Annotated in this window: 22 protein-coding genes; 18 read left to right on the forward strand and 4 right to left on the reverse strand. The window is 69.2% G+C overall.

What is annotated here, in order from left to right:
• Window positions 1–57 precede the first annotated feature (57 nt).
• The 3 genes from WT53_RS01235 to WT53_RS01245 all read left to right on the forward strand — a co-directional run bounded on the left by WT53_RS01235 (window position 58) and on the right by WT53_RS01245 (window position 2,964).
• The gene (locus tag WT53_RS01235; RefSeq protein ID WP_059780798.1) at window positions 58–1,017 is read left to right on the forward strand and encodes a complex I NDUFA9 subunit family protein; all 960 of its coding nucleotides are present in this window, start codon (window positions 58–60) and stop codon (window positions 1,015–1,017) included.
• A 61-nt stretch (window positions 1,018–1,078) separates the two neighbouring features.
• The gene (locus WT53_RS01240; RefSeq protein WP_060258191.1) at window positions 1,079–1,726 is read left to right on the forward strand and encodes a glutathione S-transferase family protein; all 648 of its coding nucleotides are present in this window, start codon (window positions 1,079–1,081) and stop codon (window positions 1,724–1,726) included.
• Window positions 1,723–2,964, forward strand: coding sequence for a multifunctional CCA addition/repair protein (locus WT53_RS01245; RefSeq protein WP_060258194.1), 1,242 nt, complete (start codon window positions 1,723–1,725; stop codon window positions 2,962–2,964). Before WT53_RS01240 ends, WT53_RS01245 begins: the two co-directional genes overlap by 4 nt.
• A gap of 42 nt (window positions 2,965–3,006) precedes the next feature.
• Here WT53_RS01245 and WT53_RS01250 read toward each other — a convergent pair whose 3' ends face one another.
• Window positions 3,007–3,786, reverse strand: coding sequence for a helix-turn-helix domain-containing protein (locus WT53_RS01250; protein ID WP_060258197.1), 780 nt, complete (start codon window positions 3,784–3,786; stop codon window positions 3,007–3,009).
• On the opposite strand from WT53_RS01250, the gene WT53_RS33285 reads away from it, so the two are divergent.
• The gene (locus tag WT53_RS33285; RefSeq protein WP_155294482.1) at window positions 3,785–3,979 is read left to right on the forward strand and encodes a hypothetical protein; all 195 of its coding nucleotides are present in this window, start codon (window positions 3,785–3,787) and stop codon (window positions 3,977–3,979) included. The two genes, WT53_RS01250 and WT53_RS33285, sit on opposite strands and share 2 nt — an antisense overlap.
• Window positions 3,980–4,166: 187 nt before the next feature.
• Window positions 4,167–6,017 (forward strand): M24 family metallopeptidase, encoded by a 1,851-nt coding sequence (locus WT53_RS01255; RefSeq protein ID WP_060258201.1) that lies wholly within the window; start codon window positions 4,167–4,169, stop codon window positions 6,015–6,017.
• Between the two features lie 49 nt (window positions 6,018–6,066).
• Here the strand turns inward: WT53_RS01255 and WT53_RS01260 are convergent, their stop codons facing one another.
• From WT53_RS01260 to flgA, 3 genes are all read right to left on the reverse strand, one after another.
• Complete coding sequence (locus tag WT53_RS01260; RefSeq protein ID WP_034208608.1) at window positions 6,067–6,507, reverse strand: flagella synthesis protein FlgN; 441 nt, start codon at window positions 6,505–6,507, stop codon at window positions 6,067–6,069.
• A gap of 77 nt (window positions 6,508–6,584) precedes the next feature.
• Window positions 6,585–6,914 carry a flagellar biosynthesis anti-sigma factor FlgM gene (gene flgM, locus WT53_RS01265; RefSeq protein ID WP_034208607.1) on the reverse strand — a complete coding sequence of 110 codons (330 nt, stop codon included), beginning with the start codon at window positions 6,912–6,914 and terminating at the stop codon, window positions 6,585–6,587.
• Between the two features lie 117 nt (window positions 6,915–7,031).
• Window positions 7,032–8,318 carry a flagellar basal body P-ring formation chaperone FlgA gene (gene flgA, locus WT53_RS01270; protein WP_060258204.1) on the reverse strand — a complete coding sequence of 429 codons (1,287 nt, stop codon included), beginning with the start codon at window positions 8,316–8,318 and terminating at the stop codon, window positions 7,032–7,034.
• Window positions 8,319–8,523: 205 nt separating this feature from the next.
• Between flgA and flgB the strand changes: the two genes are divergently transcribed.
• The 13 genes from flgB (at window position 8,524) to WT53_RS01335 (ending at window position 21,989) form a co-directional block, all read left to right on the forward strand.
• Window positions 8,524–9,012, forward strand: a complete 489-nt coding sequence (flgB, locus tag WT53_RS01275) for a flagellar basal body rod protein FlgB (protein ID WP_060258207.1) — start codon at window positions 8,524–8,526, stop codon at window positions 9,010–9,012.
• A 40-nt stretch (window positions 9,013–9,052) separates the two neighbouring features.
• The gene (gene flgC / locus WT53_RS01280; protein WP_006477560.1) at window positions 9,053–9,478 is read left to right on the forward strand and encodes a flagellar basal body rod protein FlgC; all 426 of its coding nucleotides are present in this window, start codon (window positions 9,053–9,055) and stop codon (window positions 9,476–9,478) included.
• A gap of 67 nt (window positions 9,479–9,545) precedes the next feature.
• Entirely contained in the window at window positions 9,546–10,292 is a 747-nt protein-coding gene (locus WT53_RS01285) for a flagellar hook assembly protein FlgD (RefSeq protein WP_034208604.1), read from the forward strand.
• Between the two features lie 27 nt (window positions 10,293–10,319).
• Window positions 10,320–11,561, forward strand: coding sequence for a flagellar hook protein FlgE (gene flgE, locus WT53_RS01290; protein ID WP_060258210.1), 1,242 nt, complete (start codon window positions 10,320–10,322; stop codon window positions 11,559–11,561).
• Window positions 11,562–11,580: 19 nt separating this feature from the next.
• The gene (flgF, locus tag WT53_RS01295) at window positions 11,581–12,339 is read left to right on the forward strand and encodes a flagellar basal-body rod protein FlgF (protein ID WP_034208602.1); all 759 of its coding nucleotides are present in this window, start codon (window positions 11,581–11,583) and stop codon (window positions 12,337–12,339) included.
• Between the two features lie 34 nt (window positions 12,340–12,373).
• Complete coding sequence (flgG, locus tag WT53_RS01300; protein ID WP_034208601.1) at window positions 12,374–13,162, forward strand: flagellar basal-body rod protein FlgG; 789 nt, start codon at window positions 12,374–12,376, stop codon at window positions 13,160–13,162.
• Between the two features lie 21 nt (window positions 13,163–13,183).
• Window positions 13,184–13,873 (forward strand): flagellar basal body L-ring protein FlgH, encoded by a 690-nt coding sequence (gene flgH, locus WT53_RS01305; RefSeq protein ID WP_034208600.1) that lies wholly within the window; start codon window positions 13,184–13,186, stop codon window positions 13,871–13,873.
• 5 nt (window positions 13,874–13,878) lie between these two features.
• On the forward strand, window positions 13,879–15,051 hold the full coding sequence (locus tag WT53_RS01310; protein ID WP_034208780.1) for a flagellar basal body P-ring protein FlgI: 1,173 nt from the start codon (window positions 13,879–13,881) through the stop codon (window positions 15,049–15,051).
• Window positions 15,052–16,038 carry a flagellar assembly peptidoglycan hydrolase FlgJ gene (gene flgJ / locus WT53_RS01315; protein ID WP_034208599.1) on the forward strand — a complete coding sequence of 329 codons (987 nt, stop codon included), beginning with the start codon at window positions 15,052–15,054 and terminating at the stop codon, window positions 16,036–16,038. It abuts the gene before it with no gap.
• A 220-nt stretch (window positions 16,039–16,258) separates the two neighbouring features.
• Complete coding sequence (locus WT53_RS01320; protein ID WP_034208598.1) at window positions 16,259–17,014, forward strand: flagellar brake protein; 756 nt, start codon at window positions 16,259–16,261, stop codon at window positions 17,012–17,014.
• A 193-nt stretch (window positions 17,015–17,207) separates the two neighbouring features.
• Window positions 17,208–19,139 (forward strand): flagellar hook-associated protein FlgK, encoded by a 1,932-nt coding sequence (gene flgK / locus WT53_RS01325; RefSeq protein WP_060258213.1) that lies wholly within the window; start codon window positions 17,208–17,210, stop codon window positions 19,137–19,139.
• Between the two features lie 17 nt (window positions 19,140–19,156).
• The gene (gene flgL, locus WT53_RS01330) at window positions 19,157–20,392 is read left to right on the forward strand and encodes a flagellar hook-associated protein FlgL (RefSeq protein ID WP_034208596.1); all 1,236 of its coding nucleotides are present in this window, start codon (window positions 19,157–19,159) and stop codon (window positions 20,390–20,392) included.
• A 289-nt stretch (window positions 20,393–20,681) separates the two neighbouring features.
• Complete coding sequence (locus WT53_RS01335) at window positions 20,682–21,989, forward strand: solute carrier family 23 protein (protein ID WP_034208595.1); 1,308 nt, start codon at window positions 20,682–20,684, stop codon at window positions 21,987–21,989.
• The last annotated feature ends 26 nt before the right edge of the window (window positions 21,990–22,015 follow it).

Consider the following 22,015-nt stretch of genomic DNA (forward strand, 5'->3'; position numbering starts at 1 on the left):
TCTGGCGGCCAGCGCAAGCCCGTTATTAGCGTGAACAGCCCCTCGGAGGTCCCGAACATGGATCGCCACACCGTCGCGCTGCTGGGCGGCACCGGCTTCATCGGCAGCCGGCTCGTCAATGCGCTGATCGAGGCCGGCAAGCACGTGCGGATCGGCACGCGGCGGCGCGACCACGCGCGCCACCTGCAGATGCTGCCGGTCGACATCGTCGAACTCGATGCGCTCGATACGCGCACGCTCGCGCGCTTCGTCGCCGGCGCGCACGCGGCGATCAACCTGATCGGCGTGCTGCACGGCGGCCGCGGCACGCCGTACGGGCCGGGCTTCGAGCGCGCGCACGTTGCGCTGCCGGCCGCGCTGGCCGCGGCATGCGTCGAGGTCGGCGTGCGGCGCGTGCTGCACATGAGCGCGCTCGGCGCCGATTCGCACGGCGCGAGCATGTACCAGCGCTCGAAGGGCGACGGCGAAGCCGCGCTGCATGCGGTCGCGGCCACCGATTCGCTCGCGCTGACGATCTTCCGTCCGTCGGTCGTGTTCGGCCCGGGCGACGCATTCCTCAACACGTTCGCGAACCTGCAGCGCACGGTGCCCGTGCTGCCGCTCGCGATGCCCGACGCGCGCTTTCAGCCGGTATTCGTCGGCGACGTCGTGCGCGCGTTCGTCAACACGCTCGATCTCGCGGCCGCGCACGGCAAGACTTACGAACTCGGCGGCCCGACTGTCTACACGCTCGAGCAACTGGTGCGCTATTGCGGCACGCTGGTCGGCCGGCAGGCACGCATCGTGCGGCTGCCCGACGCGCTTGCGCGGCTGCAGGCGAGCGTGTTCGAATGCCTGCCCGGCGAGCCGGTGCTCACGCGCGACAATCTCGCGACGATGTCGGTGCCGAACGTGCTGTCGGGGCCGCTCGCGCCGGAACTCGGGATCTCGCCCGCGAGTCTGGAAAGCATTGCGCCCGCGTATCTCGGCGAAGCGACCAGGCGCTCGCGGTTCGACTGGTTCCGCTCGCGTCGCTAGCGCCCGCGCGCGGCGCCGCGGGTCGGCCCTTTTCTTTTTTTGCGTTTTTCGGAACCCCATCATGAGGCTCGTCATCGGAGACAAGAACTACTCGTCGTGGTCGATGCGGCCGTGGCTGCTGCTCGCGCATTTCGGCATCCCGTTCGACGAGATCGTGGTCGAGCTGCGCCGCGACGACTCGGCCGCACGCATCCGCGAATACTCGCCGACCGGCAAGGTGCCGTGCCTGATCGACGATCACGGCATGGCGATCTGGGATTCGCTCGCGATCGCCGAGACGCTCGCCGAGCGCTATCCGCAATTCCCGATGTGGCCGGCCGACCCGCTCGCGCGTGCGCATGCGCGCTGCGTATCGGCCGAGATGCATTCGGGCTTCACGGCGCTGCGCACGCAGATGGGCATGAGCATCCGCGCGTCGATGCCGGGGCGCGGCGCGACGCCCGAGGCGCTCGCCGACGTCGCGCGCATCGACGCGCTGTGGAACGAATGCATCGCGGCATCGGGCGGGCCGTTCCTGTTCGGCGAATTCGGGATCGCCGATGCGATGTATGCGCCCGTCGTGATGCGCTTCAACACGTATGCGCCGGCGCTGTCGCCGGAGGCGGCCGGCTATGCGGCGCGCGTGACGGCGCTGCCGGCGGTGCAGCGCTGGATCGATGCCGCGCGCCGCGAAACCAACGTGATCGCCGAATACGAACCCCAGCCATGAACATCTACGCAGTAGGCGGAGCGATCCGCGACGAATTGCTCGGCGTGCCGGTGCAGGACCGCGACTACGTGGTGGTCGGCGCGACGCCCGAGCAGATGACCGCGCAGGGCTTCCGGCCGGTCGGCAAGGATTTCCCGGTGTTCCTGCATCCGCAGACGCAGGAGGAATACGCGCTGGCGCGTACCGAGCGCAAGACGGCGGCCGGCTATCACGGCTTCCAGTTCCATTACGCGCCGGACGTGACGCTCGACGAGGATCTCGCGCGGCGCGACCTGACGATCAACGCGATGGCGCGCGAGGTGAGCCCGGAGGGTGCGCTGGTCGGCCCGGTGATCGATCCGTTCGACGGGCAGGCCGACCTGCGCGCGCGCGTGTTCCGGCACGTGAGCGACGCGTTCGTCGAGGATCCGGTGCGGATCCTGCGCATTGCGCGCTTCGCCGCGCGGTTCGCGGATTTCACGGTCGCAAACGAAACGCTCGCGCTGATGCGGCGGATGGTCGACGCGGGCGAGGTCGACGCGCTCGTGCCCGAACGCGTATGGCAGGAGATCGCGCGCGGGCTGATGGAGGCGAAGCCGTCGCGGATGTTCGCGGTGCTGCGCGACTGCGGCGCGCTCGCGCGCATCCTGCCCGAGGTCGACGCGCTGTGGGGCGTGCCGCAGCGCGCCGATTACCACCCGGAAGTCGACACCGGCGTGCACGTGATGATGGTCGTCGACTACGCGGCGAAGCAGGGCTACTCGCTGGCGGTGCGCTTCGCGGCGCTCACGCACGATCTCGGCAAGGGGACGACGCCTGCGGACGTGCTGCCGCGCCACGTCGGCCACGAAAGCCGCAGCGTCGAGCTGCTCAAGCCGTTGTGCGAGCGGCTGCGCGTGCCGAACGAATGTCGCGATCTCGCGCTGGTGGTCGCGCGCGAGCACGGCAACCTGCATCGCGTGATGGAAATGGGCGCGGCCGCGCTGGTGCGGCTCTTCGAGCGCAGCGACGCGCTGCGCAAGCCGGCGCGCTTCGCCGAGCTGCTGCAGGCCTGCGAAGCGGATGCGCGCGGCCGGCTCGGGCTCGATGCGCAGCCGTATCCGCAGGCCGAGCGGTTGCGCGTCGCGCTCGCGGCCGCGCGCAGCGTCGATGCCGGCGCGATCGCGCGCGGCATCGGCGCCGACACGGAGAAGATCAAGGAAGCCGTGCATCGCGCGCGGATCCAGGCCGTCGCGCAGGCGCTCGCGATCGGCGAATAGTCGGCGCGCGACCGCGCGCGCGGCATGTGCGCCCGTCGGCCGTTACGGTTTCTTGTTGCGCGCCGGCGTCGCGGCCGCCGGGCGTTTGCCGGCGGCCACGCGCGGTTTCGCCGATACCTTCCTGTCGGCTGCGTCGACCTTGGACGGCCGTGCCGCGGCAGCGTCGCGATCATCCCGTTTGGGCGCCGGCGCGCGGCGGCCCGCGCGCGACTTGCCGGGCTTCGACTGCCTGATTTCCGCCGTCGCGGACACGGATTCCGCCGAACTGTCGTCGAACAGCGGCAGCGTGCTGACGGTGATCAGCTCGGCCGGCCCGTCGCCGACATTGGCCACGCGATGCCGCTTGCGCGCGTCGAAGTGCAGCGAATCGCCGGGCGCCAGCGGGTAATTCTTCTTGCCGACCGTGTAGCAGATGCGGCCGGCCAGCACGTACACGAATTCGTCGCCGCCGTGCGCGACCCATTCCGACCGGTAGCCTTCCATCATCTGCACCTTCAGTGCGTTGATCTGGCTGCCGTCGAACGTGGTGGACAGCCGCTCGTACCACTGCGACGCGGCGTCGAGCGCATACGGCTTGCGGCTGCCCTCGTGCGAATCGGGCTGCGCCTGCCGCGGCTGCGCGATCAGCGTGCCGAGCGGCACGCCCAGCGCCTTCGCGACGTTGACGAGCGACGACAGCGAGATGCCCGTCAGATGGCGCTCGACTTGCGACAGGAACCCGACCGACAGGTTCGCCTCGGTCGCGACTTCCAGCAGCGTCTTCTTCGCTTCCCGGCGCAGGCGGCGAATGCGCTGGCCGATACGCATGAGGTCTGAATCCATGAATCTCTTTCGTGGCAACGAGTCGGGGCGCGGGCGCAGCGGCGGGGCGGTCGCCGGGGCGGAGGCCGGCGCATTGTACCGCGCGGCATCGCCGCGCGAATCGGGAATCGGCGTTGTGCCGGAATCCGCAGGCCACGCGCCGATTTTAGTCCTACGAAAATTTTGGCTTGACCTCGATTTCGGCCTGCTCTAGATTCTGTCGCGCATCAAACAAAGTTAAGTGAGACGAAAATTTCCCGAGGGCGGCCGCCGGAACCGCGGCGCGGCCCGGCCGCGCGTCGCGCCAGGCGCGACCTGGGCCGCGGCGACGTGCGCGGGCGGGCAGGCGCGATGCCGCGACGCGCCGCCAGCCGCCGACAACAATGAATAACGGGCATCCGATGATCGATCGACTGAAATACAGCTTCTCCGGCCTTCCCCCGTACGACGCGTCCGTCGCCGAGACCCAGGCCGGCCTGTCGCGCCTGCTCGATGCCGCGCGACTCGACGCGGTGGTGATCACGTCGCAGGACGAATACGTGACCGAGTACCTGCCGCGCAGCAACAACCCGCGCTACGCGGTGTCCGGCTTCGACGGCTCGGCCGGCTGCGGGATCTTCCTGAGCGTGGCGACCGCGCAGGCGCTCGGCGTGCCGCCGTTCGTGCTGTTCGTCGACGGCCGCTATCACTTCCAGGCCGACGAGCAGTGCGATCCGGCGCGCGTGCGGGTGGAGAAGCTCGGCATCGACGTGACGATCTGGCAGGCGATGGCCGACTGGCTGGTCGTGCACGCGAGCCAGCTCGCGCGGGTCGGCTACGACGCGCGGCGGATCAGCGTCGCGCAGCGCGACCGGCTGTTCGATGAGACGCAGGCCGCGTCGCTCGACTGGGCGAGCCTCGCCGATCGCGAGATCGATCGCGCGATCGCGCTGCCGGGCTGGAACGTCGAGCGGCCGATCTTCGAGATCCCGGCAACGGTGACCGGCGTGAGCGTCGCGCAGAACCTCGACGCGCTGAACTGCCGGCTCGCCGCGCATACCGGCGCGGCGGACGGCAAGACGGCGTTCTTCACCTGCGCGTCGGACGATCTCGCGTATCTGCTGAACAGCCGCGGCTATCACATCCCGAATACGTCGTCGCACCTCGGTTTCCTGTTCGCGATCGGCGATCAGGTGGCGCTGTTTTTGCCGGAAGGCTGCGACTGCTGCGAGGTCGCGCTCGCTTCGTATCCGGCGCTGCACGTGATCCGGCGCGACGTCGCCGCGCTCGAGCGCTTCCTCGCGCAGTTCGCGGTCGAGCACGTGTGCTATGGCTTCGAATCGGTGAACTGCGCGCTCGTCGACGCGGTGAAGCGGGTGTGGCCGCACGCGCGGCATGCCGATTTCAACCCGGTCGAGGCGATGCGCGCGAGCAAGACGCCGGCGGTGCTCGCGCACTTTCGCGACGCGTTCGCGCGCAGCTCCGCGGCGATCGCCGAGACGATGCGCTGGGCGAAGACCGGCGAGCCGGGCGTGCGCCACACCGAGTACGACCTCGCACGCACGATCAACGACGCGTACGGCGCACGCTCGGCGGTCGCGCTGTCGTTTCCGTCGATCGCGGCGAACGGCGCGAACAGCGCGTTCGCGCATTACACGGCGGCGAGCGCCGACGTCGAGCTGACCGAAGGCGAACTCGTGCTGCTCGACAGCGGCGCGTACTACGAAGCCGGCTTCGCGACGGACTGCACGCGCGTGGTGCTGCGCCGCACGCGGCCGGACACGGTCGCGCAGCCGTGGCAGCGCGAGATTTACACGGTCGCGCTGAAGGCCTGCATCAAGGGACTCGTCGCGCGCTTTCCTGCAAGCGCGACGGGCGGCGACGTCGATGCGCTGGTGCGGCAGGTGTGTCGCGATCATGGCTACGATTTCGGCCACGGTACCGGGCACGGCGTCGGGATCCACGTACACGAGGGCGGCGTGCGATTCGCGCCGGGCGCGCGGTACGGGCTGGTGCCGAATGCGGTGATTTCGGTCGAGCCGGGCATCTACCTGCCGGGCAAGGGCGGCGTGCGGATCGAGAACATCGTGATCGTGCGGCAGGACGACGCGCAGCCGGGCACCGTGACGTTCGAGAACATCGTGACGGTCGGCTACGACTGGGATCTGATCGATCTCGACCTGCTGGACGACGCCGAGCGCGCGTATCTGCGCGACTACGAGCGGCTGTGCGTGGAGCGCGGCACGCAGGTCACCGCGTGTCCGCTGTTGTAACGACGGGGAAGGCAGGGGCGCGGCCGCCGGGCGGCCGCGCGGCGCGACGTCAGCGCGTCAGCGCCGAGACGCGTCCGTCGGGGCCGTACACGCCGGCCGGCGCGGGCGCCGAGCGCAGCACCGCGAGCGCGCGCTCGTTGTAATCCATCCGGATCCGGATCAGCATCCCGTTGTTCGCATTGGCCTGGCGCGCGCGTTCGGCGGCCTGTTGCAGCAGTTGCCAGCGGCCCGCGAGGCGTGCATCGCGCTCGGCCGCCTGGTCCATGCCTTTCTTGCCGGCCGGAAAGCCGAGCGCGGAAAGCTGCGTGTCGCGCGTGCGTTCGAGCTGCGCGAGCCGGTCGATCAGCGCGCTTTTCTTCTCGACGATCCCGGGCAGCATCTCGAGCGGCTCGGCCGTCGTCAGCGCCTTTTCCTCGTAGACGAGCAGGGACGCGAACGCTTCGACCGTCGCGTGTTCGTCGTTGACCGTGGCCAGCAGCTCTTCTCTCATCGCGTCATGCTCGTCGCGCCGGTGCGTGCAGTGCTGCGCGCGCCGGCAAACCGGGTGAACCGGCCACGAGGCCGGGATTAGCTGCCCTGCGGGCGCTGCTGCTGCAGCAGTTCGCGGGCGGTGTTCAATACGCCGTCGGCAATCTTGTTCGCGTCGATCGTCAGCGTGCCGTCGTTCAGCGCGTCCTTGATCGACTGGACCAGGCCCGTGTCGATATCGGCGTCGCCCGACGCGGATACCGAACGCAACTGGCCCGACAGACCCGACAGGTTCACGGTCGTGTCGCCGCCGGTCGATCCAGTGTCGGCTGCCTGCCCGGACGACTGGGCCGTGCCGGACTGCGCACGGGCCGCGCCGGTGCCGGTCGGCGCGAGGGGGCTCGGTTTCGGAGTGGAATCGATCTTCACGATGGGTTTCCTGTACGGTTTGACCCAGATAACGGCCGGGTCGGCCCGAACTTTAGCATCGCGCGCCCGAAATGCTCCGAATAAACAATTCTTTACATTCTTGCGGCAGATCCGTCCCTACAGCGGAATTTCGACGGTGCCGGCGTCCTTGACGATTGCCGTGACGATCTGCCCGGCCGCCATCCGCACCCGCACCGACTGGCCCGGCGCCGCATTCGCGAGCGCGCTGCCCTCCGCCGAAATCGTGAAGCCGGGGCCGGCCGCGACGACCCGCACCGTCTGGCCGGCCGACACCGATGCCGCGCTCTTCAGCATGTCCTGCCGCAGCGGCAGCCCGGCCGAGATGCGCGCGAGCGCGGTCGCGCCGATCGCCTGCGCCGGATCGGTGATCACCGCGAGCGGTAGCACCGTCAGGTCGCCGTCGCGCGCGACGAGGTCGGCCGCGGACAGCGGCTCGCCGGGCGCGATCTGGCGCGCGGCGACGTAATAGGTGGCCTGCACGGCGACCTTCGCCTGCAGGTAGACGGTCCACGGCCGCTCGCCCGCGCAGCGCACGCCGACCGTCGTGCGGCCCCACAGGCGCGCGCCGGTCGGCAGGAACGGTTCGAGCGTCGTGCACGCGGCGAGCCCGCGCGGAAAGGCGGTCGTGACGGTCGCGGTGGTCTTGCCGGGCAAGCCGGCGATCTGCTGCTGCAGGAACGCGAGCGCCGCGCGCCGGATCGTTTCGGGGTCTTGCCGGCCGGGCGGCGTCGGCGGTGCCGTGGGCTCGGCCGCCGCCGGCGCACGCGGGGCCGGCGCGGATGAAGCGGCGCGCGCCGCGGCGATGCGGGCGGCAAGCGCCTGCCGGGGGTTCGGCGCGGATTCGGCGGTACCGGTGCCGGCAACGACGGTCGCGACACCGCCGGGATCGACGGCGCGCGGCGCGCCGTAAGCGGCGTTTGCGGCATTCGCGCGGGCTGCTGCGTAGACGGGGCGTGGTGCTGGCGCCGGTACCGGCGCAGGGGCCGGAACGCTCGTCACCGCCATCGATCCGGCCGGCTGCGCCGTGTAGCCGTTGGCGGTCATGCCGACGGCGCCGGGCATGCCGGAAGCGCCGCCGGCGGCCGCACCGGCCGTGCCGATCAACCCGCCGGCACCGCCCGCCGCGACACCCGCCGCGACACCCATGGCCGCATCCGCGCCCGTACCCGCGCCCGTACCCGCTTTCCCGCCGAACTGCCCGCCGCTCGCCGCATTGGCGTGCGCGAGCGCGGTTTCGGCCGTCTCGCCGCGGCCGGGAATCACGATCATCCCGTCGTCCGCGTGCGCGGCCGGCACCGCGGCCCACAGCGCCGCGGCGAGCGCGAACGCACGGCGCAGGCGCGCGCCGCGTCCGGCGTATTCGCGAAATGCGCTGCGTGCCATTGCCGTGTCCTCGAAGCCGTTGATCCGATTCGCATTCTAGGGAGGCGAGCCGTCGCGCAAACGATGAATAGAGGGGGGCTTTGCCGCGTTATTCGTCCGATTGCCGGTTGCGTCCCGCGCCTACCATCGCTGTCATGGAAAAAAGCCTCTCGGGTCGCCATCCGGCGCGGGGGGCGTGCAGCGCTTCATACGGAGAGACGCACACATGCTGGACAAACTCGATGCGGAATTCGCGTTCGGCCGACAGGCGCTCGACGTGCGCGCCTACCGGCAGGAACTGCTGTCGTCGAACATCGCGAACGCCGACACGCCCGGCTACCAGGCCCGCGACGTCGATTTCGCGTCGACGCTCGCGCGCTCGCTGAAGCAGGCGAGCGGCGGCCTGGCGCCGAGCAATGCCGCGCAACTGCCGATGGCGCAGCCGGCCGGCGTGACGAGCGGCATGTCGATGGTGTCGACGGCGCCCGGCCACATGGTCGGCACCGCGAAGCTGATCCCGACCGGCGGCCCGTCGGACGACTACGGCCGCGCGCAATACCGGATGCCGTTGCAGCCGTCGCTCGACGGCAACACGGTCGATCTCGACGTCGAACGCGTGCAGTTCGCGAACAACGCGCTGCACTACGAAACCGGGATGACCGTGATGACCCAGCAGATCAAGGCGATGATCGCCGCGATCACGACGAACTCGTAAGCGCCGTGTCCGAATCCGGACCCCGGCACAAGGAGCCTCCATGCCTTCGTTGATGAACATCTTCGGCGTCGCCGGTTCGGCGCTGTCCGCGCAATCGCAGCGCCTGAACGTCACCGCGTCGAACCTCGCGAACGCCGACAGCGCGACCGGCCCCGACGGCAAGCCGTACAAGGCCAAGCAGGTCGTGTTCGCGACCGATCCGCTCGGCGGCGCGCGCACCGCGTCCGGCCAGGGCGTGGGCGGCGTGCGCGTGACCAAGGTGATGGACGACCCGTCGCCGATGAAATCGACGTACGACCCGGCGAACCCGGCCGCCGACGCGAACGGCTACGTGCAGATGCCGAACGTCGATCCGGTGCAGGAGATGGTGAACATGATCTCGGCGTCGCGCTCGTACCAGGCCAACGTCGAGACGCTGAACACCGCGAAGACGCTGATGCTCAAGACGCTGACGATCGGCTCGTAAGCCGCGCGCCGCCCGACCTTTCCCTACCGAGACCCGGACCGACAGTTCCGACACAAGGCCACCCAGGATGACTTCCTCCAACACGACGATCGGCAGCAACGGCACCAGCGTGTCGACGCTGCCGACCGACACGATGAACACCAACAACGTGTCGTCGACCAACGGCACGTCGGCGAGCGACCTGCAGGCGACGTTCCTGAAGCTGCTCGTCACGCAGCTGCAGAACCAGGATCCGACGAGCCCGGTGGACAGCTCGCAGATGACGTCGCAGCTCGCGCAGATCAACACGGTGAGCGGCATCGCGCAACTGAACACGTCGCTCACGTCGCTGTCGACGCAGCTCGCGGCCGGCCAGCAGACGCAGGCCGCGCTGCTGATCGGCACGAACGTGCTCGCGCCGGGCAACGGCGTCGCGGTGAAGAGCGGCGCGGCGTCGCCGTTCGGCGTGTCGCTCACGAGCAACGTGTCGAACCTGACGATCACCGTGAAGAACTCGGCGGGCGTCGTCGTGAACACGATCAACGCGGGCGCGCAGTCGGCCGGCACCGTGCCGTTCAACTGGACGCCGACCGACGCGGCCGGCAACGCGCTGCCGGACGGCAACTACACGGTCAGCGCGCAGTACACCGGCACCGACGGCAAGACCTACGCGCCGACCGTGCTGGCCGCGTCGCAGGTCCAGAGCGTGATCAAGCAGGCGGACGGCACCGCGGGGCTGGTGCTGTCGAACGGCACGACGGTGGGGCTCACCCAGGTTGCGTCGATCTTCCCGAACACCAAGTCGTCCTCGTCCGGCGACACCACCACCAACTGATCGAGCTTTCTCGTAACGGAGACCGAAATGGGTTATCAACAGGGTCTGAGCGGCCTCGCCGGCGCATCGAACGCACTCGACGTGATCGGCAACAACATCGCGAACGCGAACACGGTCGGCTTCAAGTCGAGCACCGCGCAGTTCGCCGACATGTACGCGAACTCGGTCGCGACGTCGGTCAACACGCAGATCGGCATCGGCACGACGCTGAACTCGGTGCAGCAGCAGTTCGGCCAGGGCACGATCAATACGACGAACTCGTCGCTCGACGTCGCGATCAACGGCAACGGCTTCTTCCAGATGTCGAACAACGGCGTGACGACGTACTCGCGCGACGGCACGTTCCAGCGCGACAAGAACGGCTACATCGTCAACGCGCAGGGCATGAACCTGATGGGGTACATGGCCGACAAGAACGGCGTGATCAACACCGCGCAGACCGTGCCGCTGCAGGCGCCGACCACCAACATCGCGCCGACCGCGACGACCAAGATCACCGGCCAGTTCAACCTGAACTCGCAGGACACGGTGCCGACCAAGACGCCGTTCGACCCGAACGACCACACGACGTACAACTACTCGACTGCGATCCAGGTGTACGACTCGCTCGGCGGTTCGCAGGCGGTCAACATGTATTTCGTGAAGTCGGCGGCCGGCACGTGGGAAGCGTACGCGGGCGTGCAGGGCGGCGCGACGACCGATCTCGGCACGATCACGTTCAATGCGGCCGGGGCGATCTCGAGCACGACGACCGGCACGCCGGCCACGCCGACCGCATCGCTCGGCCAGTTCCAGTTCACCGTGCCGAACACCGACGGCTCGGCGACGCCGCAACAGCTCACGCTCGACCTGACCGGCACGACGCAGTACGGCGGCAAGGACGGCGTGAACAACCTCGCGCAGGACGGCTACGCGAGCGGCACGCTGACGACCTACTCGATCGGCGCCGACGGCAAGCTGACCGGCAACTACTCGAACGGCCAGACCGCCGTGCTCGGCCAGATCGCGCTCGCGAACTTCAACAACCCGAACGGGCTCGTGAACCTCGGCGGCAACCAGTACGCGGAATCCGCCGCGTCGGGCGTGCCGCAGATCTCGGCGCCGGGCAGCACGAACCACGGCACGCTGCAGGGCAGCGCGCTCGAGAACTCGAACGTCGACCTCACGTCGCAGCTCGTCAACCTGATCACCGCGCAGCGCAACTACCAGGCGAACGCGCAGACGATCAAGACGCAGCAGACCGTCGACCAGACGCTCATCAACCTGTAAGCGCGGACAACCGGCAGCCATGGACCGACTGATCTATACGGCGATGACGGGCGCGTCGCAGTCGCTCGACCAGCAGGCGATCGTCGCGAACAACCTCGCGAACGCGTCGACGACGGGTTTTCGCGCGCAGCTCGCGACGTATCGCGCGGTGCCGATGAATTTCGGCGACGGCAGCAACGTCGACCCGGCGACGACGCGCACCTACGTGCTGTCGTCCACGCCCGGCGCCGATTACGCGCCGGGTCCGATCACGCGCACCGGCAATCCGCTCGACGTCGCCGTGCAGGGTCCCGGCTGGCTGTCGGTGCAGACGGCCGACGGCAGCGAGGCGTACACGCGCGCCGGCAACCTGCACGTCGACGAAAACGGCCAGCTCGTCAACGCGAGCAACCTGCCGGTGGTCGGCAACGGCGGCCCGATCTCGGTGCCGCCCAACGCGGAAGTGACGATCGGCAAGGACGGCACGGTGTCCGCGCTGATGCCGGGCGACCCGCCGACGGCGGTCGCGATCGTCGACCAGTTGAAGCTCGTGAACCCCGATCCAGCCACGCTCACGCGCGGCAACGACGGGCTGTTCCGCACCGCCGACGGCAATCCGGCCGACGTCGACCCGAACGTGGTCGTCACGCCGAATTCGCTCGAAGGCAGCAACGTGAACCCGGTGACCGCGATGGTCGCGATGATCGACAACGCGCGCGCGTTCCAGCTTCAGTCGAAGCTGATCCAGACCGCCGACCAGAACGAGCAGACGGCGAACCAGCTGCTCAACTTCAGCTGAGCGCCCGCGCCAGCCTACGCAGGAAACCTGAAAAATGAACCGTTCGCTCTACATCGCCGCCACCGGCATGAATGCGCAGCAGGCGCAGATGGACGTGATTTCGAACAACCTCGCGAACACCAGCACGAACGGCTTCAAGGCGTCGCGCGCGGTGTTCGAGGATCTGCTGTACCAGACCATCCGCCAGCCCGGCGCGAATTCGACGCAGCAGACCGAGCTGCCGTCGGGCCTGCAGCTCGGCACCGGCGTGCAGCAGGTCGCGACCGAGCGCCTGTACACGCAGGGCGGCCTCACGCAGACCGGCAACTCGAAGGACGTCGCGATCAACGGCGCGGGCTTCTTCCAGGTGCTGATGCCGGACGGCACCAACGCGTACACGCGCGACGGGTCGTTCCAGACCAACGCGCAGGGCCAGCTCGTCACGTCGAGCGGCTACCAGGTCCTGCCGGCGATCACCGTGCCGCAGAACGCGCAGTCGCTGACGATCGGCAAGGACGGCGTCGTGTCGGTCACGCAGCCGGGCTCGAACAACGCGGTCCAGATCGGCTCGCTGCAGATCGCGACCTTCATCAACCCGGCCGGCCTCGAGGCGAAGGGCGAGAACCTGTTCGCGGAAACGACGTCGTCGGGCGCGCCGAACGTGTCGCAGCCGGGGCTGAACGGCGCGGGCGTGCTCAACCAGGGCTACGTCGAGGCGTCGAACGTGAACGTCGTGCAGGAACTCGTCAACATGATCCAGACCCAGCGTGCGTACGAGATCAACAGCAAGGCCGTGACGACGTCCGACCAGATGCTGCAGACCGTCACGCAGATGAAGAGCTAACCGGAACGTCCCGTCGTCGCCATGAAGCAGGTTCGCCTCCCCTCGTCAGCCACCGTCCGCGCCGCCTGCGCGGTCGCGGTGGCGGCGCTCGCCGGTTGCGCGCAGATCCCGCGCGATCCGATCATCCAGCAGCCGATGACGGCGCAGCCGCCGATGCCGATGTCGATGCAGGCGCCCGGCTCGATCTACAACCCCGGCTACGCGGGGCGGCCGCTGTTCGAGGATCAGCGGCCGCGCAACGTCGGCGACATCCTGACGATCATGATCGCGGAGAACATCAACGCGACCAAGTCGTCGGGCGCGAACACGAACCGGCAGGGCAACACCGACTTCAACGTGCCGACGGCCGGCTTCCTCGGCGGGCTGTTCGCGAAGGCGAACCTGTCGGCCACCGGCGCGAACAAGTTCGCGGCCACCGGCGGCGCGAGCGCGGCGAACACGTTCAACGGCACGATCACGGTGACCGTCACCAACGTGCTGCCGAACGGCAACCTCGTGGTGAGCGGCGAGAAGCAGATGCTGATCAACCAGGGCAACGAATTCGTGCGCTTCTCGGGGGTCGTCAACCCGAACACGATCTCGGGCGCGAACTCGGTCTATTCGACGCAGGTCGCCGACGCGAAGATCGAATACTCGTCGAAGGGCTACATCAACGAAGCCGAGACGATGGGCTGGCTGCAGCGCTTCTTCCTCAACATCGCGCCGTGGTGACGACGATGCAGCCGCCTCTTTTCCACCGCCTGTCGCTGCGCGCGTCCCGTGCGCTGGCCGCCGCGTTCGTGCTGGCCGCGTGCGTGCTCGGCGCCGCGCCCGCGCACGCGGAGCGCCTGAAGGATCTCGCGCAGATCCAGGGCGTGCGCGACAACCCGCTGATCGGCTATGGCCTCGTCGTCGGCCTCGACGGCACGGGCGACCAGACGATGCAGACGCCGTTTACGACGCAGACGCTCGCGAACATGCTCGCGAACCTCGGCATCTCGATCAACAACGGTTCGGCCAACGGCGGCCCGTCGTCGCTGAACAACATGCAGTTGAAGAACGTCGCGGCCGTGATGGTGACGGCCACGCTGCCGCCGTTCGCGCGGCCGGGCGAGGCGCTCGACGTGACCGTGTCGTCGCTCGGCAACGCGAAGAGCCTGCGCGGCGGCACGCTGCTGCTCACGCCGCTGAAGGGCGCGGACGGGCAGGTGTACGCGCTTGCGCAGGGCAACATGGCGGTCGGCGGCGCGGGGGCCAGCGCGAACGGCAGCCGCGTGCAGGTGAACCAGCTCGCGGCCGGCCGGATCGTCGGCGGCGCGATCGTCGAGCGCGCGGTGCCGAACGCGGTCGCGCAGATGAACGGCATGCTGCAACTGCAGCTGAACGACATGGATTACGGCACCGCGCAGCGGATCGTGTCCGCGGTCAATTCGAGCTTCGGCCCGGGCACCGCGACGGCGCTCGACGGCCGCACGATCCAGCTCGCGGCGCCGGCCGACTCCGCGCAGCAGGTCGCGTTCATGGCGCGGCTGCAGAACCTCGACGTGAGCCCGGACAAGGCCGCCGCGAAGGTGATCCTGAACGCGCGCACCGGCTCGATCGTGATGAACCAGATGGTCACGCTGCAAAGCTGCGCGGTCGCGCACGGCAACCTGTCGGTGGTCGTCAACACGCAGCCGGTGGTGTCGCAGCCGGGGCCGTTCTCGAACGGGCAGACGGTGGTGGCGCAGCAGTCGCAGATCCAGCTCAAGCAGGACAACGGCGCGCTGAAGATGGTGACGGCCGGCGCGAATCTCGCCGACGTCGTGAAGGCGCTGAACACGCTCGGCGCGACGCCCGCGGATCTGATGTCGATCCTGCAGGCGATGAAGGCGGCCGGCGCGCTGCGCGCCGACCTGGAGATCATCTAAATGGCAGCCACGCTCCCCAACGCAAACGACCTCACGCAGCGCTTCGCGCTCGACGTGCAGGGCTTCGATGCGCTGCGCGCGCAGGCGAAGCAGTCGCCGCAGGCCGGCGCGAAGGCGGTGGCCGGCCAGTTCGACGCGATGTTCACGCAGATGATGCTCAAGAGCATGCGCGACGCGTCGCCCGACGGCGGGCTGTTCGATTCGCATACGTCGAAGATGTACACGTCGATGCTCGACCAGCAGCTCGCGCAACAGATGTCGACGCGCGGGATCGGCGTCGCCGACGCGCTGATGAAGCAGTTGCTGCGCAATGCAGGCGCGGGCGGCGACACGGCGGCCGACGTCGGCGCGGGCGGCCTGGGCGGTATGGGCGCCGGCGGCCTCGGCGCGGCCGGCAACGAAGGCAGCCTCGCCGCGATGAACGCGATGGCGAAGGCGTATGCGAACGCGGCGAACAACGGCGGGCTCGCCGGCGCGCGCGGCTATTCGGCCGGCAGCGCGCTGACGCCGCCGCTGAAGGGCGCGAGCGGCGTGCAGGACGCGGACGCGTTCGTCGACCGGCTCGCGGCCCCCGCGCAGGCGGCCAGTGCGACGACCGGCATCCCGGCGCGTTTCATCGTCGGCCAGGCCGCGCTCGAATCGGGCTGGGGCAAGCGCGAGATCCGCGCGGCGGACGGCTCGACCAGCTACAACGTGTTCGGCATCAAGGCGAACAAGGGCTGGACCGGCCGCACCGTGTCGGCGCTGACCACCGAATACGTGAACGGCACGCCGCGCCGCGTGGTCGCGAAGTTCCGCGCGTACGACTCGTACGAGCACGCGATGACCGACTACGCGAACCTGCTGAAGAACAATCCGCGCTACGCGGGCGTGCTGAGCGCGAGCCGCAGCGTCGAAGGCTTCGCGCACGGCATGCAGAAGGCCGGCTACGCAACCGACCCCAATTACGCGAAGAAGCTGATCTCGATCATGCAGCAGATCGGCTGACGGGCCGCCCGCCACCGCTTCGCCCGCCCTTTCGGACCGCGCCCGGCCCTCCGCCGCGCGCGGTTTCAACGTTTGCGCGAAATAAATCGCCGTTTCGATCTAAACTTTCGGTCAGCACTGCCGCTAAGTGTGAGAGACCTGCGACCGGGCCCCCGTTCTGGCCCGGTTTTATCGCGCACCGGTTGCCCCGGGCGCCCATGACAAGAAAGACCGGCTAGCCATGAATATCGAAACGTCGACGGACCCCAGCCTGGATGCAGGCCACTCCGGGCCCGACTATGCCCGCCGCAATCCGCTGGAAATCGGCGTGCAACTGCGCAACCTCGTGAATCGCGGCGATTTCCTGACCGTCCAGTACCCGGGCGGCCAGCTCGTCACGCGTCTGCTCGAGGTCGACGTCGGCGCGCGGACGTTCACGTTCGACTGGGGCGCGCTGTCCGAGCAGAACGCCGGCATCCTCGGCGCGTCGCACTGCACGTTCGCGGCCGCGCCGGAGGGCGTGCGCGTCGAATTCGCCACGGGCACGCCGCGCGAGACGCGCTACGAGGGGCTGCCCGCGTTCGTCGCCGATTTCCCCGACGTGCTGGTCTGCATCCAGCGCCGCGAATATTTCCGCGTCGACGCGCCGATCGTCGATCCGTTCCTGTGCCGCGGCAAGCTGCCGGACGGCGAAAGCTTCCTGTTCGAGGTGCACAACCTGTCGCTCGGCGGCGTGGGGCTGCGCACGGCCGACGAGCGCGTCGAGGCGCTCGAGGTCGGCACGCTGCTGCCGGACGTCGAGCTCGAGCTGACCGGCCACGGCAAGCTGTCGCTCGACCTGCAGCTGGTGTCGCAGCGTTCGACGCAGATGCCGAACGGGTCGCGACGCTACCAGCTCGGCTTTCGCTACATGTCGCTGCCGGGCAGCGCGGAGAACACGCTGCAGCGGCTGATCACGCAGCTCGAAATGAAGCGCCGCTCGCTCGCGCGGGCCTGACGCGCACCCGGCGGGCGGCCCGTCGCGGGCCGCCCGCGCAACGGCGCCGGCGCGCCCGCCGGCCGCTTCGAGCGGCGCCGCACGCCCGTGCGGCGCGCGTGCATTTTTTCCTCAATTTTTTCGATCCGCGGCCGTTATACCGGGAGTCACGCAACCCGGCGGCCGCAGCGCGGCCGGCTCATCAGGATCGCGCATGTCCAACACACTCATGAACCTCGGCGTCAGCGGCCTGAATGCCGCGCTCTGGGGCCTCACGACGACCGGCCAGAACATCAGCAACGCCGCGACGCCGGGCTATTCGGTCGAACGCCCCGTCTATGCCGAGGCAAGCGGGCAGTACACCAGCAGCGGCTACATGCCGCAGGGGGTGAGCACCGTCACCGTGCAGCGGCAGTACAGCCAGTACCTGAGCGACCAGCTGAACGGCGCGCAGACGCAGGGCGGCGCGCTGTCGACGTGGTATTCGCTCGTCACGCAGCTGAACAACTACATTGGCAGCCCGACGGCCGGCATCTCGACCGCGATCACGAACTACTTCACCGGGATGCAGAACGTCGCGAACAGCGCGTCCGACTCGTCGGTGCGGCAGACCGCGATGAGCAATGCGCAGACGCTCGCGAACCAGATCACGGCCGCCGGCCAGCAGTACGACGCGCTGCGCCAGAGCGTGAACACGCAGCTCACGAACACCGTCACGCAGATCAACGCGTACACCGCGCAGATCGCGCAACTGAACCAGCAGATCGCCGCGGCGAGCAGCCAGGGCCAGCCGCCGAACCAGCTGATGGACCAGCGCGACCTCGCGGTGTCGAACCTGTCGAATCTCGCGGGCGTGCAGGTGGTGCGCAACAGCGACGGCTACAGCGTGTTCATGTCGGGCGGCACGCCGCTCGTCGTCGCGGACAAGAGCTACCAGCTCGCGACCGTCACGTCGCCGTCCGATCCGAGCGAGCTGACCGTCGTGTCGCAGGGCATCGCCGGCGCGAACCCGCCGGGGCCGAACCAGTTCCTGTCCGACACGTCGCTGTCGGGCGGCACGCTCGGCGGCCTGCTCGCGTTCCGCAGCCAGACGCTCGACCCGGCCGAGGCCCAGCTCGGCGCGATCGCGACCAGCTTCGCCGCGCAGGTCAACGCGCAGAACGCGCTCGGCATCGACCTGTCGGGCAAGGTGGGCGGCAACCTGTTTTCGACCGGCGCGCCGATCACGTACGCGAACCAGGGCAATACCGGCAACGCGGCGCTGTCCGTGTCGTTCGCGAACGCCGCGCAGCCGACCACCGGCGACTACACGCTCACGTACGACGGCACGAACTACACGCTGACCGACCGCGCGAGCGGCACGGTGGTCGGCACGTCGACGTCGATGCCGGCATCGATCGGCGGGCTGAACTTCTCGTTCTCGTCCGGCTCGATGAGCGCCGGCGACAAGTTCACCGTGCAGCCGACGCGCGGCGCGCTGAACGGCTTCGGCCTCGCGACGTCGAACGGCTCCGCGATCGCGGCGGCCGCGCCGTACGTGCCGTCGGCCACGACGACCAACACCGGCAACGGCACGATCGGCGGGCTGTCGGTCACGAGCGCGACGGCCGCGGCCAACCCGCACAACTACACGATCACGATGGGCGGCACCGCGGCCGCGCCGACCTACACGGTCACCGACAACACGGCCGTGCCGCCGACGACCGGCGCCGCGCAGCCGTACCAGTCCGGCTCGCCGATCACGCTGACGGCGGGCGTCACGGTCACGGTGTCCGGCACGCCGGCGGTGGGCGACACGTTCAAGGTCGTGCCGAACACGGGCGGCACGAACGACGGCAGCAACGCGCTCGCGCTGGCGAAGCTCGTCAACTCGAAGGCGTTCGGCAACGGCTCGACCACGCTGACGGGCGCGTACGCGAACTACGTGAACGGCATCGGCAACACGGCGAGCCAGCTGAAGTCGTCGAGCGCCGCGCAGACCGCGCTGGTCGGCCAGATCACGCAGGCGCAGCAGTCGGTGTCGGGCGTGAACCAGAACGAGGAAGCGGCCAACCTGATGCAGTACCAGCAGCTCTACCAGGCGAACGCGAAGGTGATCCAGACCGCGTCGACGCTGTTCCAGACCGTGCTCGGCCTGTTCAACTGATTTCGGGGTTCCAAGCGATGCGGATTTCCACTGCGCAGTTCTACCAGATGAACGTCGCCCAGATGAGCGACCAGCAGGCGCAGCTCTCGCAGCTGTACCAGCAGATCTCGAGCGGCGTGAGCCTCGCGACGCCGGCCGACAACCCGCTCGGCGCGGCGCAGGCCGTGCAGCTGTCGATGACGTCGGCGACGCTGTCGCAGTACGCGTCGAACCAGAACGCCGCGCTGTCGTCGCTGCAGAAGGAAGACCAGACGCTCATCAGCGTCAACAACCTGCTCAACAGCATTCACACGGTCGTGATCCAGGCCGGCGACGGCTCGCTGTCGGACAGCGACCGCTCCGCGTTGTCGACCCAATTGCAGGGCTATCGCGACCAGTTGCTGACGCTCGCGAATTCGACCGACGGCTCGGGCAACTACCTGTTCGCGGGCTTCCAGTCGGCCACCGCGCCGTTCTCGAACGCGCCGGGCGGCGGCGTGACCTACAGCGGCGACACCGGCTCGCGCCAGGTGCAGATCGCCGACACGCGTTCGATCGCGCAGGGCGACAACGGCGCGAGCGTGTTCCTGTCGGTGCCGATGCTCGGCAGCCAGCCGGTGCCGCTGGCCGGCGCGGGCAACACGGGCACGGGCACGATCGGCGGCGTGACGATCACGAGCCCATCGGCCGCGTCCAACGCGCACCAGTTCACGATCGCGTTCGGCGGCACGGCCGCGGCGCCCACTTACACGGTGACCGACAACACCGTCGTGCCGCCGACCACGACCCCCGCGCAGCCGTATTCGGACGGCGCCGGGATCGCGCTCGGCAACGGCCTGTCGGTGCCCGTGTCGGGCAAGCCGGCGCCGGGCGACACGTTCACGGTCACGCCCGCGCCGCAGGCCGGCACCGACGTGTTCGCGGCGCTCGACACGATGATCGCCGCGCTGAAGGTGCCGATCAGCAGCAACACGGCCGCCGCGACCGCGCTCGCGAACGCGATGACCACCGGCACGACGAAGCTGAACAACATGATGACGAACGTCCTCACCGTGCAGGCGTCGGTGGGCGGCCGCGAGCAGGAAATCAAGGCGATGCAGGCCGTGAACCAGACCAACACGCTGCAGGTCAGCAGCAACCTGGCCGACCTGACGAGCACCAACATGGTCGCGACGATCAGCCAGTTCCTGCAGATGCAGAACGCGCTGACGGGCTCGCAGAAGGCCTACGCGCAGTTGCAGAACCTGTCGCTGTTCCAGTACATCAACCCCTGATCCACGACACGCCGGCCGCGATGTGAGCGCACGCTTACTTCGCCGCCGGCGCGGGCCGCTGCGCGTTGCCCCGCGCGCCTCGCGCCCGGGCGGGCACTTCGCCGGGCCGCGCGGTCGCGCACCGGTTCTCTCACGTGGGCAGACGCTTGCGTACCTGGCCGCACCGCTTGCCGACTCCGCGTACCGGTCCGCTTGCCAGCCCCATTTCCGCTCCGTAAACTCGCGCCAGATTCCAGACCGGCGCTTCCCTGGCAGCCGGCGACCGACGACCGACAGGAGCGCTTTCCCCATGTCCGATTCCTACTTCCCGCGCTGGCGGGTCCAACCGACCGGCGCGGCCTCGCGCGTGGTCGGCCCCGACGAGCGCCTCGCGTGGCCGCAGATGGTCGCGATGGGCGTGCAGCACGTCGTCGCGATGTTCGGCTCGACCGTGCTTGCGCCGCTGCTGATGGGCTTCGACCCGAACCTGTGCATCTTCATGTCGGGCATCGGCACGCTGCTGTTCTTCGTGCTGGTGGGCGGCCGCGTGCCGAGCTATCTCGGCTCGAGCTTCGCGTTCATCGGCCTCGTGATCGCGGTGACGGGCTACGGCGGCAGCGGGCCGAACCCGAACATTCCGGTCGCGCTCGGCGGGATCGTCGCGTGCGGCGTCGTGTACGTCGCGCTCGGCGCGCTGGTGCAGGCGATCGGCACGCGCTGGATCGAGACGCTGATGCCGCCTGTCGTGACCGGCGCGGTGGTCGCGGTGATCGGGCTGAACCTCGCGCCGATCGCGGTCAAGGGCGTGTCGGGCTCGACCTTCGAATCGGTGATGGCGCTCGTCACGGTGCTGTGCGTCGGCGGCGTCGCGGTGTTCGCGCGCGGGATGATGCAACGCCTGCTGATCCTCGTCGGGCTCGCGATCGCCTACGTGATCTACGCGATCGCGACCAACGGGATGGGCCTCGGCAAGCCGATCGATTTCGCGATCGTCGCCCAGGCCGCGTGGTTCGGCGTGCCGAGCTTCCGCGCACCGGTGTTCGATCCGCACGCGATGCTGATGCTCGCGCCGATCGCGGTGATCCTGGTCGCGGAGAACCTCGGCCACATCAAGGCCGTCAGCGCGATGACGGGCACCAACCTCGACCGCTACGTCGGCCGCGCGTTCATCGGCGACGGGCTCGCGACGATCGTGTCGGGCAGCGTCGGCGGCACGGGCGTGACCACCTATGCGGAGAACATCGGCGTGATGGCCGTCACGCGGATCTATTCGACGCTGGTGTTCGCGCTCGCCGCGCTGATCGCGATCGGGCTCGGCTTTTCGCCGAAGTTCGGCGCGGTGATCCAGACGATCCCCGGCCCCGTGCTCGGCGGCGTGTCGATCGTCGTGTTCGGGCTGATCGCGGTGACGGGCGCGCGGATCTGGGTCGTCAACAAGGTCGACTTCTCCGACAACCGCAACCTGATCGTCGCGGCCGTCACGCTGGTGCTCGGCGCCGGCGACTTCTCGCTGAAGTTCGGCGGCTTCGGGCTCGGCGGGATCGGCACCGCGACCTTCGGCGCGATCATCCTGTACGCGATCCTGCGCAAGGAAAAGGAACCGGGCCCGGTGGTGTGATCCGACGGCGGGCGGTGCAGGGCCGC

Origin of the sequence: Burkholderia sp. MSMB2157WGS (assembly GCF_001532755.1) — a bacterium.
Lineage (GTDB): Bacteria > Pseudomonadota > Gammaproteobacteria > Burkholderiales > Burkholderiaceae > Burkholderia.